Source organism: Noviherbaspirillum sp. FW303-A3, from assembly GCF_058788695.1.
Genome location: NZ_JBYTAZ010000001.1, coordinates 2,553,515 through 2,568,040, shown reverse-complemented (window position 1 = coordinate 2,568,040; position 14,526 = coordinate 2,553,515). Strand labels below are relative to the sequence as shown.

At 63.1% G+C, this 14,526-nt stretch carries 10 protein-coding genes; all 10 read right to left on the bottom strand.

What is annotated here, in order from left to right; translation table 11 throughout:
• Positions 1-67: 67 nt before the first annotated feature.
• The 10 genes from AC3WOY_RS12470 to AC3WOY_RS12425 all read right to left on the bottom strand — a co-directional run bounded on the left by AC3WOY_RS12470 (position 68) and on the right by AC3WOY_RS12425 (position 14,437).
• Positions 68-1,636 (bottom strand): SDR family oxidoreductase, encoded by a 1,569-nt coding sequence (locus AC3WOY_RS12470; protein WP_492424178.1) that lies wholly within the window; start codon positions 1,634-1,636, stop codon positions 68-70.
• Positions 1,637-1,690: 54 nt separating this feature from the next.
• Positions 1,691-2,704 carry a DUF2156 domain-containing protein gene (locus AC3WOY_RS12465; protein WP_492424176.1) on the bottom strand — a complete coding sequence of 338 codons (1,014 nt, stop codon included), beginning with the start codon at positions 2,702-2,704 and terminating at the stop codon, positions 1,691-1,693.
• Positions 2,705-2,849: 145 nt separating this feature from the next.
• Entirely contained in the window at positions 2,850-3,503 is a 654-nt protein-coding gene (locus tag AC3WOY_RS12460) for a class I SAM-dependent methyltransferase (protein ID WP_492424174.1), read from the bottom strand.
• A 329-nt stretch (positions 3,504-3,832) separates the two neighbouring features.
• Positions 3,833-4,987 carry an MFS transporter gene (locus AC3WOY_RS12455; RefSeq protein WP_492424172.1) on the bottom strand — a complete coding sequence of 385 codons (1,155 nt, stop codon included), beginning with the start codon at positions 4,985-4,987 and terminating at the stop codon, positions 3,833-3,835.
• Positions 4,988-5,125: 138 nt separating this feature from the next.
• Positions 5,126-5,509, bottom strand: coding sequence for a nucleotide pyrophosphohydrolase (locus AC3WOY_RS12450; protein WP_492424170.1), 384 nt, complete (start codon positions 5,507-5,509; stop codon positions 5,126-5,128).
• 4 nt (positions 5,510-5,513) lie between these two features.
• Positions 5,514-8,063: a sensor domain-containing protein gene (locus AC3WOY_RS12445; protein WP_492424168.1), complete on the bottom strand. Its 2,550-nt coding sequence runs from the start codon at positions 8,061-8,063 to the stop codon at positions 5,514-5,516.
• A gap of 111 nt (positions 8,064-8,174) precedes the next feature.
• Positions 8,175-8,960: a metallophosphoesterase gene (locus AC3WOY_RS12440; protein ID WP_492424166.1), complete on the bottom strand. Its 786-nt coding sequence runs from the start codon at positions 8,958-8,960 to the stop codon at positions 8,175-8,177.
• A 192-nt stretch (positions 8,961-9,152) separates the two neighbouring features.
• A complete protein-coding gene (locus AC3WOY_RS12435) occupies positions 9,153-9,509 on the bottom strand; it encodes a DUF4148 domain-containing protein (protein WP_492424164.1) in 357 nt (118 codons plus the stop codon).
• Positions 9,510-9,818: 309 nt separating this feature from the next.
• Positions 9,819-11,264: an efflux transporter outer membrane subunit gene (locus tag AC3WOY_RS12430; protein WP_492424162.1), complete on the bottom strand. Its 1,446-nt coding sequence runs from the start codon at positions 11,262-11,264 to the stop codon at positions 9,819-9,821.
• Positions 11,264-14,437 (bottom strand): efflux RND transporter permease subunit, encoded by a 3,174-nt coding sequence (locus AC3WOY_RS12425; RefSeq protein ID WP_492424160.1) that lies wholly within the window; start codon positions 14,435-14,437, stop codon positions 11,264-11,266. Before AC3WOY_RS12425 ends, AC3WOY_RS12430 begins: the two co-directional genes overlap by 1 nt.
• Positions 14,438-14,526 lie beyond the last annotated feature (89 nt).

The following is a 14,526-nucleotide window of genomic DNA, read 5'->3' as shown; positions in this document are numbered from 1 at the left end:
AGGAAGGCATGCCAAGGCGGAAACGTGTCCGCCCGGCGAGAGGGGTACTACCTGGCAGGCAATGTGTTTACTGCACCGCCTCCACGGCAGGCAATGCGGGTGCAGCTGTTTCCGGCGTGACGGCAGCCGGTGATGCAGCAGCTTCCACCACCGTTGCACCCTTGCGCCGCAGCGCGTAGCGATTCAATCCGGCCATGTGGATGCGGCACAGGTAGTCCGTCCAGTTGACGAGCTTGGCGTCCACAGGAAACAACACCTTGTCATGCGTGCGGAAGCGTTTCACGAGCGCCAGCAGACTCTTGTTGTGGAAGCGGTAACGCGGTTGCGTGTAGAACGAGAACGTCACTGCCAGCGTCTGCGTGGTCCGCATTTTTTCCATCGACTTCGTCTCGCCGCTGGCGCCGAATGCGCGGCGGATGCCGCTCCACATGCTGACGCCTGCGCGCATCGTCGCCATCATCAGCCGGAACGTGGCATTGCCGACCACGCGGAAGTCGTGCTTCGGTTCACTGTAGAACAGGCGGTCGTACTTCTTCCAGTTGCGCTTCGATTCTTCCTGCAGCAAACGGATCACGTCGCCCATGCGGATCGGATTGCCCGACCCGCTGCAGCACTGGTAGATGCGATGACCGACCGGATCCGACAAGACTTCTGCTGCGGCCAGCAGGATGCTGTTGGCGACGAGGTCCGCCGGAATGATGTCGATGATCCCGTCCGGCCTGGCCGGGAAGAAGCTGGTCTTGCCGCGCGCATAGGCAAGGATGACGGCGTCGGCGACTTTCACGCCCTCGATCCATCCTGGCGTCGGTTCCTGCAGCGTGCTTTCGATGATGGACGGCCTCACGATCGTCAGGGAGCGTCCGAACATGCCGCGCATGGCGAGCTGTTCGCCCATCCATTTGGTGAAGGTGTAGGTATCGTTCCATCCGTAGCGGTTGGATTCGGCAATGCCCAGTTCGGTCAGGCGGCGCTCCAGCAGCTTCGGGTCGCGCACGGCGGACTTCACCTGCTCGATCTTCTGGGCGAGCCTCGTGATCAGCGTCTCGACGTCGTAGTAGCCGTCGCGATGGCGCGGGATCGATGCGCCCGCCGGCGGCACGATCTCTTCGCGCATCTCGCCGCGGTTGTGGCCGTTCACATAGCAGGTCGACACCTGGATCAGCGGGGCGTTGGCCACGCGCGTCAGTGCCGTCAGGTAGTGCAGGCTCAGCGTATTGATGGAGAGTGCCTGGTCGAGCGGTTCGCGGAAGTTGACGCTGGCGGCAGCGTTGATGACGACGTCGATGCGCGAGGCCAGTTCGATGAACTTGTTGGCGGGCAGGCCGAAGCTCGGCTCGGTGATTTCGCCGGTCACGCATTCGATCTTCTCTTCGAAGAAGCGCGCGAGGTAGGCGGGCTGTTCTTCACGCAGCTTGTCGAAGATCGACGAGGTGGCGATCTCCCGCTCGAAGCGTTCACGCGCGGTCCGGCAGTTGCGGTTGCCGCGCAGGACCAGGGTCACGCGGCCGACATGCGGCACGGCGCGGATGATCTTTTCCAGTACCACCTTGGCGAGAAAACCGGTGGTCCCTGTCAGCAGGACGCGTTTGCCGGACAGGGCGGTCTGGACGCTGAGCGGGGTGGTACGGCGTGTCATTCTTGGTCTCCATATCTTGTTCCCTTCTCCCGCAGGCGGGAGAAGGGAGTAAATTCAGATAATGCGTGTCAGGCGGAACATCGCGGTCATGGCGACGCCGGGCATGGCGTTGCGGTGGCAGCAATAGGTTTTCTCCACCTTCCCCTGGAAGCGCGACTTCGCGAATTCCAGTCCCTTGAAGTTGTAGAGGAAATCCATGCGCTCCCGGATCACGGACATCGTCATGCGCAGCAGGCGCGACTCCTGCGGTTCGATCTCGTTGGCCATCATCAGCGGCACCAGGCCGAGGTCGAGGTACTCCACGCCTTCCGCCTTGAACACATCCATCGCGTGCGCCATCAGCGCGTACCACAGCCCCTGCTTGAAGTTGGCCGACGAGCGCGAGATGTTGGGCACATAACCGATGAGCCTGTTGTTCGCGTACACCGGGTCGAAGAAGATGAAACCGACCGCTTCGCCGTTGAGGTAGGCATAGAAGTAGCGCGTGCCTTCGCGGTAATCGATGAGCATCGGCCGGATAAGGAAGCGGATTTCGTTGTTCTTGCAGCGGCGTGTCTGGATCCATGCTTCGGAAATTTTCTTCACGTCCAGGTTGAACCCCGACTCGCGGATGTCGATGCCCTGGTTGCGCGCCTGGTTGATCGCCGTGCGGATGATCTGCTTCTTTGCCCCGCGCAAGGACCAGGTGGCGAGGTCGATCTTCGATTCGCTGCCGAACTGCGTGCCGTAATAGCCGTAGTGGTTGTGCAGGTGGTCGACTACCGGCTTGCTGACTTGCACGAAGACCGCGCTCGGGTATTTTTCGAGGAAGCGGTCGAGCATCAGCGAGCGATGGTGCGGGTGGCATACCGGATCGGCGAGCGCGAAGCGCATGCCCCAGTGCGACGCATAGGCGATGTAGCCGACGCCGGGCATGTCGAAGTAAGACATGTCGGGCTGCAGCGTCGAGAACGACATCGAATGCGAGCCGAACTGCTTGAGGCAGGCAATGCGCCTGGCCATGTCGAGATGGGTGACGTCCGCGATGAGCGGACGGTCCAGCGTGATGACTTGTGCTTGTTCTTGCAAAACAGCCTCCCTGGGGGATGGGAAATGGAGCGGAGAGCGGGCGTTCCCTCCTCTTCAAGGGGAGGGTTAGGGCGGGGATGGGGTGAGGGCTGAAGAAACCCATCCCTATCCCAGCCTTCCCCTTGAAGGGGAAGGAGTCCGGCCGCTAGCGGTTTGCCGGCTTCGTCCCCAGCACCGACCAATAGCAATTCAGCAGCATCAGCCGGTAATGCTTCTTTTCCCGGACCTGCAGCCCGAGCTTCTGCATGGACTCGGGGTAGTTGTAGATCTTGTGCACGGCATTGCCCGCGAATGCCCAGAAGAACAGCACGGCGCCGTACCAGTAGGCTTTCTTCGCGAGTCGCGAAAGGATGTTCCCGGTGGGATAGGCGAAGTCGCCGACGACGACGTGCGCGCCCGGCTTGCCGAGACGGATCAGGTGTTCCAGCACGCGGTGCATCATGTCCTCGTCGAACACATTGAGGAAGAAGTTGGCGACGACCATGTCGTACTTCTCGAGCTCGCGCACCTTCATGATGTCGCTGTGCAGCTGGCGGATGCGGACCTTGATGCCTTCCTTTTCCAGGTTGCGCTGGAAGTTCTTGAGCATGGTTTCCGACAGGTCGACGACGGTCACCTCGGCGCCGAGGCGGGCGGCGTACACCGCATCCTTGCCGTGGCCGACGCCGGCGAACAGCACCTTGTCGCCCGGCTTGAGCTTGTCCAGCATCGCGACCTTGCAGTGGTGGATCGACTTGCCGCTGTAGAAATCGCTCAACCAGTCGTAGATCGGACCTACCAGCTTGTACTTGTCTTTCATGCCTTGATCCTCGGGCCTTTGCGGCCTTTTCGTTTGTCTTGGCGCCGGCGGATGCGGTCGGCGCGTCTCCTCAACATCGACTCTCCTGTGTCGGCACGACGAGGCGTTTACCGCAATGGAGTGTGTTTAGATTAAGACAAGATTCGCGGAGGACGAGGGGTGGCGCGTTGGCCTGCGGAGCCAAACTCGTGACATCGGAAGTCACGGGAAAAACTGTGTCCGCAGGGCATTTTTTCGACGCGCGCGGGGGGGAATGCGCGCGATGAGGATAGCGGGAAGGTGCCGCGGCCGCTTCTGATTTTCATCAAATGCGGCGCGGGAAAACCGGATTACGCCGCCTGCGCGGCACTGCGCCAGAACAGCGAACGTCCAATCAGGTATTCCGTCGCCATCGCCGCCGCGAGGAAGGCGGCGCCGGCCAGGAACAGGTGCGTCGGCGTGAGCAGCATGGCCAGTCCCCAGAACATGCACAGCGCCGCCATGCGCAGCACCCACAGCACCAGTTCGCGCGCGAAGATGCGGTCCGCGAGTTCGCCGCGGATGTCGAGCGTGCACTGGTTGAGCACCTGCTGGCTCGCCGCGAGGAAGGGCGCACCGGCTGCGCGCATCATGGAATGGACGACGTACAGCACCGGCACCCATGCGCTGGCGCCGAGCAGCAGCCAGGACGCCGACATCACCAGGCAGGCGCCGCCGAACCAGTGCGCGCGGTTGTCCTTGTTGCGTTTCTTGCGCGTGACATACAGCGCGATGCCGCCGGCCAGTCCCGCCACGGTGGACACCCAGCCGTAATGGCTGGCCACACCGAGCGCGTTGGATGCGCCGGTGGCCGCCATCGCCTGGCTGATGCCGAACAGGCCGGATTCGAGGAAGAAGATCGGCATGCAAGCGATGAAGCGCGGCTGGCGGATGACCGCGAGCGGCGCTTTCAGCGATACCGGTTCGGTGTGCGGAATCGCCTTGCCGAGAAAGAGCGCGCCGAAGAGGCACAAGGCGCCGTACAGCCAGTACACGTAACGGCTCTGCTCGCTGAAGGTGGCCAGCAGCAGGGTCGAGGCCAGCGTCGCGCCGAAGCTGAGGACGATGGTGGCTGTGCCCGAGCGGGCGGCATAGGGATCGCGGTCGGCATCGGCAAGCAGCGACATTTCCAGCGCATGCCTTCCTGTCCATGTGATGCCGAGGTAGGCGCCGAACGCGATGGCCGTCAAGGCAACCGAGCCATCGGCCACGAGCAGCAGCAGGCCCGGCAGCAGCAAGCCAAGCCGTATCAGCGCCGCGCCGCCGATGCGCAGGCGTGGACTGACCATGTAGGCAAGAAAGGTCGATGCCATCGCGGCGGTCAGCATGCAAGCCGTATAACGGAACAGCGCATGCAGGTCGTTCGCGCCGATCACGAAAAAGCCGATGAAGCCGCCGAAACTGCCGACGGCGCCTTGCAGGGCTACGAGGGGAAGCAAGGTGCGGTGGTGGGGTCTGGACTGCATGAATGGCAAGGTGTTCTTTGTCCGGCGAGTTGCCGGGGAACAAGAACAGACATGCCTGGGGGAATGATAGTTCCCGATGGAAAGAAAGGTGAAGAAGAAGGATGGTGTGCGAGCGTCAAGCCCGCAAGCGGACGACGGCTACTCCTGCCCCTTCTTGCGCGCCGCGTCCTTCAATTCGGTGTACTTCTTTGCCGACCCGAACGCCTGCTCCACCGGATACCGCGCTGCATTCTTCGCGATCTTCGCCTGCGCCGCCTCCAGCAGGTCGATGCTGGCGTCGTCCGCTACCAGCAGCAGGTACAGCAGCACGTCCGCGCACTCGTCGCGCAGGGCTTCGCGGAAATCGGCATCGGTCTTCAGTGCGTCGAGCTGCGCGTCGGTCTTCCACTGCGTCAGTTCCAGCAGCTCGGCCGATTCCAGGTTGAGCGAGACGATCAGGTTCTTCAGCGTATGGAACTGCTTCCAGTCGCGCTCATCGCGAAAGGCGAGCAGCTGCCGGCGGATCGCATCGAGGTCCGGCATCGCTTCACGCCTTCCCTAGCGTCGCCGACTGCGTCCACAGCAGCGCGGCGACGTCTTCCGGCGGCATCGGCTTGCTGAACAGGAATCCCTGCATCTGGTCGCAGGCCTGGTCCTTCAGGAAGCTTTCCTGTTCCATCGTCTCCACGCCTTCGGCGATCACGGTCAGGTTGAGCGTCTTGCCCATCGAGATGATCGCCTCGGTGATGGCCTTGTCGCCCGGATTGTCGACCACATCGCGGATGAACGAGCGGTCCACCTTCAGCGTGTCGATCGGGAAGTGCTTGAGCTGGCCGAGCGCGGAATAGCCGGCGCCGAAATCGTCGATGGCAAGGCGAATGCCCATGCGCTTGATTTCCTTCAGCAGGTTCTGCGCGTGTTCCGGGTGGTGCACCACCATGCCTTCGGTGATTTCCAGTTCCAGCAGCTCGGGCGGCATGCCCGTCTCGCGCAGGATGGCGGCAATGTCGTCGATCAGGTGTTCGTCCGCAAACTGGCGCACCGACAGGTTCACCGCCATGCAGATCGGCGGCAGGCCGGCGCGCTGCCAAGCCATGTTCTGCGCGCAGGCGGTCTGCAGCACCCATTTGCCGATCGGGACGATGGCGCCGATTTCCTCGGCCAGCGGGATGAACTGCGAGGGCGGCACGTTGCCCAGTTCGTCATTGTTCCAGCGCAGCAGCGCCTCCACGCCGGTGACCGCGCCGGTCGCCAGGTCGCGCTTGGCCTGGTAGTGCAGACAGAATTCGTTGCGCTCCAGCGCGCGGCGCAGGTTGGTTTCCAGCGTGAGCCGCTCCAGCGACTGCGTGGTGATCTCGCGCGAATAGAACTGGAAATTGTTCTTGCCCTCTTCCTTCGCGAAGTACATCGCGATGTCGGCGTTCTTCATCAGCGTCTGCTCGTCGTTGCCGTCGCGCGGATACATCGCGATGCCGATGCTGGCGCTGACGCGGCACTCGCGGCCCATCAGCATGAACGGCCGCGCCGCCGCCTCGAGGAGCTTGCCGGCCGCCTTCGCCACCGAGTCTGCCTCGGAAGTCTCATGGATCAGCGCAACGAACTCGTCGCCGCCGAGGCGGGCGATCATGTCGCTGGCGCGCAGCGCGGACTTGAAGCGGGTCGCCACTTCCTTCAGCAAGGTATCGCCGGCATGGTGGCCGAGCGTGTCGTTGATGGTCTTGAACCGGTCGAGGTCGATGAACAGGACCGCGAAACTGCGGTTATACCGCTGCGCGGAACGGATGGCGGAGGTCAGGAGTTCGCTGAACATCACCCGGTTCGGCAGCCCCGTCAGGCCATCGTGCGTGGCCAGGTACTGGATGCGCTCTTCAGCGAGCTTGCTGTCGGTGATCTCCCGCGCCACGCCCCGGTAGCCGGTAAATGCGCCATGGCTGTCGAAGATCGGTTCGCCGCTCACGCTCACGTAGTACGGACTGCTGTCCTCCAGCGTGCGGTGGAAGACGATGTCGCGGAACGGGCGCCGTGCTGTCATCATGTCGCGGAAGGCATCCCATCCGCGCGCAAGTTCGACGCGCAGGCCGGTTTCCCAGGGCGTCCGGCGCAGGAAGAAATCGCGGACCGTATCGGAATTGGCGTCGCGGCTTTCCATGCGCGTGAAGCGGATGTCCGCATCCTGCTCCCAGTACCAGTCCGAGGTCAGGTTGGTCAGCGAGCGGAAGCGGGCCTCGCTCTCGCGCAGCGCCTGCTCCACGCGGCGGCGTTCGGTGACGTCGCGCAGGATGCCGCAGAAACCGACCGGTTCGCCCTTGCTGTCGCGCACCAGCTGCACCGAGCCTTCGCCCGTCACGGTGGTGCCATCCTTGCGCAGCATCTGCCAGTCGAAGCTTTCGGTCGGGATGCCGGTGCGATAGACCTTGTGGAAAACTTCGTAGGTGCGGCCATGGATCTCGGGCGGCTGCAGGCTGCGGTTATTCCGCCCCAGCACCTCCTCCTCCGTGTACCCGACCATGCGGCAGAACGCGCCGTTGCACATCACCATGGTGCCGGCGAGATCGACTTCATAATAGGCGTCCTGGATGCTGTCGATGATGCTGCGATAACGCGCCTCGCTTTCGCGCAGCGCCTGTTCGACCCGGCGGCGCTGGGTCACGTCGCGCAGGATGCCGCGGAAGCCGACCGGCTCGCCCTTGAGGTCGCGCACCAGCTGCACCGAGCCTTCCCCGACGACGATGCTGCCATCCTTGCGGATCATTTCCCAGTCGAAGGAGGTCGCCGGTATCCCGGTGCGATATACCCGGTTGAAAGTCTGATAAGTGCGGGCCGCGATGTCAATTGCCTGGAGGCTGCGATTGTTGCGGCCGATCAGTTCCTGGGCTTCATAGCCGAGCATGCGGCAGAAGGCGCTGTTGAACAGGACCAGGTTGCCCTGCAAGTCGACCTCGTAATACGCATCCTCGATGGTTTCCAGGATGCCTCGGTACTTTTCCTCGCTTGCTCGCAAGGCATCCGAGACATAGGCGCGCGCGGCAACGGTTGTCGCTGCCGCTGAGTCTGCCTCTTTCATTGGCGTGAGGGGTGCCAGAACCTCTTTGTCCATGCCCGGATCCTGATCAGTATCGTCGCAGCCGTATTGGCTTTCTTTTCGGCAATTATTGCATCTTGCCGCACATGCTGCATCGACAGCGTAACAGGAAGTGCGCGGTCGGAGTCAGATTTCCAGTACCAGTGCCGGCTGGAATGCCGGATTCTCCCACTGGATCTGTTCCGGCGTGGCGGCGGCCCGCCGGTTCAGGGCGTAGCCGCGGGGGTTGGTCACGATGCGGGTAGCGGCCACCGTGTAGTCAAAACTGTCATGCACATGGCCGTGGATCCAGAGCGCGGATTTTCCGAGCAAGGGCGTGAGGTCGCTGATGAAGCCGGCGTTCAGCAGCTGGCCGTCATAGCGGGGATGGATGGAGCCCGGGTGCGGGCCGTGGTGGGTGACGACCACGGTCGGGCCGTCAAAGGATTCGTCCAGCTTCGCAGCCAGCCAGGCGCGGGATGCGTGATGCAGCCGCAGGGCATCTTCGGCAGCGAACATGCCGGTTCCGGTGCGAATCGCGCGGTGGTCGAGCAAGCGTTCCTCGCATTCCTGCATGGCCGCTTGCTGTCTGTCCGGAAACAGCAGGTAGTCGGTCCACATACAGCAGCCGAGGAAACGTACGCCCTTGAAAACGAATGTGTCATTTTCAAGATAATGCACATTGCCGCCGGCGGTGGTGCGCAGCGCCCCGATCGTGTCATCCAGCGTACTGCCGTACGCTTCATGGTTGCCCTGCACATAAATTACCGGCACCTGCCAGTCGGAAAACATGTCGACCGCGCCCGTTCCATGGTGAATGTCACCGGCAATGACGAGCACGTCGGCATCGGCAGCGGGTTCGACGGCACGGAAACCGGGGAAGCGTTCCTGCAACAGGTCGAGGTGGAGGTCGGAGGCGATCTGGATTTTCATTGCAATGGATGGCGGTGCGGAGACGCATCCATTGTACGTGCGGAAGAAAAAAAGCCCGCAGACCTTGCGGCTGCGGGCGAAATCCAACTCTCGGAGAGTCTGGAGGAGACTTCGTGAACAGGAACCGGTTCCTCCTCTGGGATACGATTCCTGCAAATACTGTCAGGCGGGGTACGCCGACTTGTTCAGGCATCAGCCGCCAGAGCTTTTGACTTTGACTTGCGTGCCCTTGGCAGCCTGGATGGCTTCATTGCGCACTTCATCACGGGTGCGGGTGGAAGCGACGTTGACGTGTTCGACGAATTCCGGGTTGCTGCCGACGGACTGGGCCAGTTCGTGGCGTACTTCGGCGCGAGTCTTGCCCGAGGCAACATTCTTGTGCTCGACGAACTCGGTGTTCACGGCCGGCTTCGTTTCTGCAACGACTTCCGCACGGGTCTTGGTCGATGCCACGTTGGTGTGCTCGACGAACGGGTAGGTCTGGTCGGCCAGCACGGAACCGGCGGCGGTCAGCAGGGAAACGGCGGCAATCAGGTTTTTCGCATTCATGTTATTACTCCAATAAAGTTAATGACTCCGGCGCGTCGGTCAGGACATCCTGCTTTCCTTCGCGTCTTTCGTGAGTCGCATCAGTTGTGTGCTCATCGATGAAGCACAGTCTAGCCATCGCGCGCGAATTGAAAAACAGCAATAAAGGCAATAGACCATTTCTGAAACCGAAACAATCGACTGCTGCTGCCTGCAAGTTCAAACGCTTTTTGTCTCCTTGGCACGATTTCCGGGACGGCGGAATCGTGCCTGTCTGCACACCGGGCATTGCGGGATGTCGTCGCGCCGCCCGGTATGCCATATACGTCCTTACTTCACATCCGGATTCGCCTGCCAGCCGCCGCCAAGCGAACGGATCAGCGCAACGGTCGTAGTGGCACGCGCGCCGCGCAATTGCACGGCACTGCGTTCCACTGCCGCAAGATTGCGCTGGGCATCGATGACGTCGAGGTAGCTCGACCGGCCGGCCTGGTACAGCTTGTTGGCCAGCTCCGTCGAACGGCGCGCCGAGGCAACAGCGTCGTCGATGGCCTGTGCCTGGCCGGCAAGCGTGCGCAGCCCGGCGAGGTTGTCCTCGACTTCGGCAAAGGCGGTCAGCACGCTCTGGCGGTACCCGGCGACGGATTCCTCCAGCGCCGCTTCGGCACGCGAGATGTTCGCCCGGTTGCGTCCGCCGTCGATGATCGGCATCGACAACAGCGCGCCGACCAGCCAGGTGCGGCTGCTCCACTGGAACACGTCGGACAGGTCTGCCGACTGGCCGCCGCCTGCCGCGGTCAGCCGCAGCGCGGGGAACATCGCCGACTTCGCCACGCCGATGCGCGCATTGGAAGCGATCATCGCGCGCTGTGCGGCGGCGATATCGGGACGGCGCTCCAGCAAGGCAGAAGGCAGGCCGGCGGGAATGCCGGGCAAGGCGGACGAGGCGAGCAGCGGGTTGCTCTCCGCGCTGAATGCCGCCGCCGGCTTGCCGAGCAGTACGGCCAATGCATGTTCGAGCTGGGCGCGCTGGCGTTCCAGCGCGATCGCTTCCGAGCGCGTGGTCGACAGTTCTGTCTTCGACCGCGCGAGGTCAAGTTCGCCGAGGTCGCCGAGGTCGAAACGGCGCTGGTTGATGCGCACGTTTTCCTCGCGCAGGCGCACCGTCTCGTTCAGGAAGGCGAGTTCGGCATCCGTGGCGCGCAGGCGGAAATAGGTCTGCGCGACGTCGGCCTGCAGCGCGAGCAGCACCGAACGGTAGGTCGCCTCGCCCGCCGCTGCATCGGCCTGCGCTGCGCTGACGTTGTTGCCGATGCGGCCGAACAGGTCGACCTCATAGCTGGCAGTGAGCCGGCCGGTCCAGGACGTGGTCGCGGGTACCGGCGTGCCTTCCGGCAGTCCGAGCGAGACTGCCGACGTACGTCCACGCTGCGGGCCGAAGTCGACGTTCACGTTCGGGATGCGGTCCGACTCGGCAATGCCGGCGATGGCGCGCGCCTGCTTCACGCGCGCCGCCGCTGCGGCAAGGTTCGCGTTGGCGGCGGTGGCTTCATCGACCAGCCTGTTGAGCGTGCTGTCGTTGAAGACCTTCCACCATTCGCCGCGAGCCTGCGCCTCTGCCGGTTCGGCGGGTTTCCACTTGCCGGCATCGATGGCGGCTTCCTTGAAACCGGATGGCACTTCGACCTGCGGGTCCTTCAGCACCGGCGCCGCGCATCCTGCCAGCACCAGTGCGGCCACCATCGGCAGCAGGGAGGTTTGCAATTTGCGGATCATCACACCACTCCTTCCGGACGCGTGATGGCGGCCGGTACTTGTTTTTCAAAACGCTGCGCGAAGGTGCGCAGCAGGACATAGAACACCGGTGTCAGGAACAGGCCGAACAGCGTCACGCCGAGCATGCCTGCGAACACCGCGACACCCATCGCATGGCGCATCTCCGCACCGGCGCCCGAGGAGAACACCAGCGGCACCACGCCCATGATGAAAGCGATCGAGGTCATCAGGATCGGTCGCAGGCGCAGGCGGCAGGCTTCCAGCGCGGCCTGCACCACCGTGCGTCCGTGGTGTTCCAGCTCGCGGGCGAACTCGACGATCAGGATCGCGTTCTTGGATGCCAGGCCGACCAGCACGAACAGCGCGATCTGCGTGAAGATGTTGTTGTCGCCGCCGGTCAGCTTCACGCCGAGCAGCGCGCACAGGATCGACATCGGCACGATCAGGATCACGGCCAGCGGCAGGGTCCAGCTTTCGTACTGCGCGGCCAGCACCAGAAACACCAGCAGCACGCACAGCGGGAAGATGAAGACCATGGTGTTGCCGGCCAGGATCTCCTGGTATGTCAGTTCCGTCCACTCGTAGGTAATGCCCTTGGGCAGCACTTCCTTCGCGATGCGTTCCATCGCCGCCTGCGCCTGTCCGCTGGAGAAGCCGGGAGCAGCCGCGCCGTTGATGTCGGCGGACACGTAGGCGTTGTAGCGCTGCACGCGGTCCGGGCCGTAGCTGTCCTTCACCTTCATCAGCGACGACAGCGGGATCATCTCGCCCTTGTTGTTGCGCACCTTCAGCTGGGCGATGTCGTCCGCATGCGAGCGGTACGGCGCATCCGCCTGCACCTTCACCTGGTAGGTGCGGCCGAACTGGTTGAAGTCGTTCACGTACAGCGAGCCGAGGTTGATCTGCAGCGTCTGGTAGATCGTCGACAGCGGCACACCGAGCTGCTTGGCCTTGGTGCGGTCGACGTCGGCGAACAGTTGCGGCACGTTGATCTGGTAGCTGGAGAACACGCCCGCCAGTTCCGGCGTCTGCCATGCCTTCATCTGCATCGCCTGCACCGCTTCATACAGCTTGTCGTAGCCGAGGTTGCCGCGGTCTTCCACCATCAGCTTGAAGCCGCCGATGGTGCCGAGACCGTTCACCGGCGGCGGCGGGAAGACCATGATGAACGCATCCTCGATCCCGCCCAGCTTCTGGTTGATCTGCTGCGCGATCGCCGCGCCGGACAGCTCCGGCGAGGTGCGCTGGTCGAAGGGCTCCAGGCCGAAGAACACGATGCCCGCGTTCGGCGCATTGGTGAAGCCGTTGATCGACAGGCCGGGGAAGGCGACGGAATCCTTCACGCCGGGCACCGATTTGGCGATGTCCGACATGCGGCGGATCACGGCGTCGGTGCGGTCGAGCGAAGCGGCATCCGGCAGTTGCGCGAAGCCGACGAGGTATTGCTTGTCCTGGCCGGGCACGAAGCCGCTGGGCACGGCCTTGAACACGAACACCGCGGCAATGGACAGCACTGCATACACAACCAGTGCAGCGCTCTTGCGTCCAAGCACTTGCTTCACGCCGCCTTCATAGCGGTTCGATGCACGGCCGAAGGCACGGTTGAACCAGCTGAAGAAGGGGCCGAACATCTTGTCCATGCCGCGTGTCAGCGCATCCCTCGGCGCGTCGTGCGGCTTGAGCAGCGCGGCGGCCAGCGCGGGCGACAGCGTCAGCGAGTTGAACGCGGAAATCACGGTGGAGATCGCAATCGTGAGCGCGAACTGGCGATAGAACTGACCGGACAGGCCGGACACGAAGGCAATCGGCACGAACACCGCGCACAGCACGAGGGCAATCGCGATGATGGGGCCGCTCACTTCCTTCATCGCCTGCACGGTCGCTTCGCGCGGCGTGAGACCGTACGCGATGTTGCGCTCGACGTTTTCCACCACCACGATCGCATCGTCCACCACGATACCGATGGCCAGCACCAGGCCGAACAGCGACAGCGTATTGATCGAGAAACCGAATCCCAGCAGCACCGCGAAGGTGCCGACGATGGACACCGGCACCGCCACCAGCGGGATGATGGATGCACGCCAGGTTTGCAAGAACACGATCACTACCAGCACCACCAGCGCGATCGCTTCGAGCAGGGTCTTGATCACTGCATTGATGGACTCGCGCACGAACTGCGTCGGGTCGTACACCACGCTGTACTCGACGCCTTCCGGGAAGTCCTGCTTCAGTTCATCCATCTTGGCGCGCACGTCGGAAGACAGTTGCAGCGCATTGGCATTCGGCGCTTCGAAGACGGCAATGGCGGCAGCCGACTTGTTGTTCAGCAGCGAGCGCAGCGCATAGTCGGTGGAGCCGAGTTCGATGCGCGCCACATCCTTGAGCAGCGTGACCGAACCATCGGCGCCGGTGCGCACGATGATGTTGCCGAACTCTTCTTCCGACTGCAGGCGGCCTTGCGCATTGACCACGAGCTGGAACTCGGCGTTCTTTGCCGGTGCGGCGCCGATCACGCCGGCCGCGACCTGCACGTTCTGCTCGCGGATGGACTGCACCACGTCGGAGGCGGTCATGTTGCGCTGGGCTACCTTCTGAGGATCGAGCCACACGCGCATCGCATAGTCGCCAGCACCGAACAGGATGACTTCGCCCATGCCCGGGATACGGGAGAGCTGGTCCTTGATGTTGAGCACCGCGTAATTGCGCAGGTAGACGTCGTCATAGCGGCCGTTCGGCGAGGACAGGTGCACCACCATGGTCAGGTTGGGCGAGCTCTTCACCGTAGTCACGCCGATCTGGCGCACTTCCTCCGGCAGGCGCGGCAGGGCGCGCTGCACGCGGTTCTGCACCTGGGTCTCGGCCTGTTCGACGTTGGTGCCGATCTTGAAGGTGACCGTCAATGCCAATGCGCCGTCGGAGGTCGCCTGCGAGGACATGTAGAGCATGTTCTCGACGCCGTTGATCTGCTCTTCGAGCGGGGCGGCGACGGTTTCGGCGATGACCTTGGGATTGGCGCCCGGGTAGACGGCACGCACCACCACCGACGGCGGCACCACGTCCGGGTACTCGGAAATCGGCAGCTTGAAAATGGCCAGCACGCCGGCCACGAAAATGAGGATCGACAGCACAGCCGCGAAGATCGGGCGGTCGATGAAGAATCTGGAGAAGTTCATGATGTTCTCGCTGGAAATATTCTGGGAGCACTTGGCTCCCTTCTCCCGCGGGCGGAAGAAGGGTTGGGGATGAGGGGGGCCGTCAAGAC

What these genes read in the sequence shown, in the direction of transcription:
- AC3WOY_RS12430 (WP_492424162.1), bottom strand. Translation starts at nt 11,264, where the DNA reads ATGATCCGCAAATTGCAAACCTCCCTGCTGCCGATGGTGGCCGCACTG.
- AC3WOY_RS12445 (WP_492424168.1), bottom strand. Translation starts at nt 8,063, where the DNA reads ATGGACAAAGAGGTTCTGGCACCCCTCACGCCAATGAAAGAGGCAGAC.
- AC3WOY_RS12440 (WP_492424166.1), bottom strand. Translation starts at nt 8,960, where the DNA reads ATGAAAATCCAGATCGCCTCCGACCTCCACCTCGACCTGTTGCAGGAA.
- AC3WOY_RS12425 (WP_492424160.1), bottom strand. Translation starts at nt 14,437, where the DNA reads ATGAACTTCTCCAGATTCTTCATCGACCGCCCGATCTTCGCGGCTGTG.
- AC3WOY_RS12470 (WP_492424178.1), bottom strand. Translation starts at nt 1,636, where the DNA reads ATGACACGCCGTACCACCCCGCTCAGCGTCCAGACCGCCCTGTCCGGC.
- AC3WOY_RS12455 (WP_492424172.1), bottom strand. Translation starts at nt 4,987, where the DNA reads ATGCAGTCCAGACCCCACCACCGCACCTTGCTTCCCCTCGTAGCCCTG.
- AC3WOY_RS12460 (WP_492424174.1), bottom strand. Translation starts at nt 3,503, where the DNA reads ATGAAAGACAAGTACAAGCTGGTAGGTCCGATCTACGACTGGTTGAGC.
- AC3WOY_RS12450 (WP_492424170.1), bottom strand. Translation starts at nt 5,509, where the DNA reads ATGCCGGACCTCGATGCGATCCGCCGGCAGCTGCTCGCCTTTCGCGAT.
- AC3WOY_RS12435 (WP_492424164.1), bottom strand. Translation starts at nt 9,509, where the DNA reads ATGAATGCGAAAAACCTGATTGCCGCCGTTTCCCTGCTGACCGCCGCC.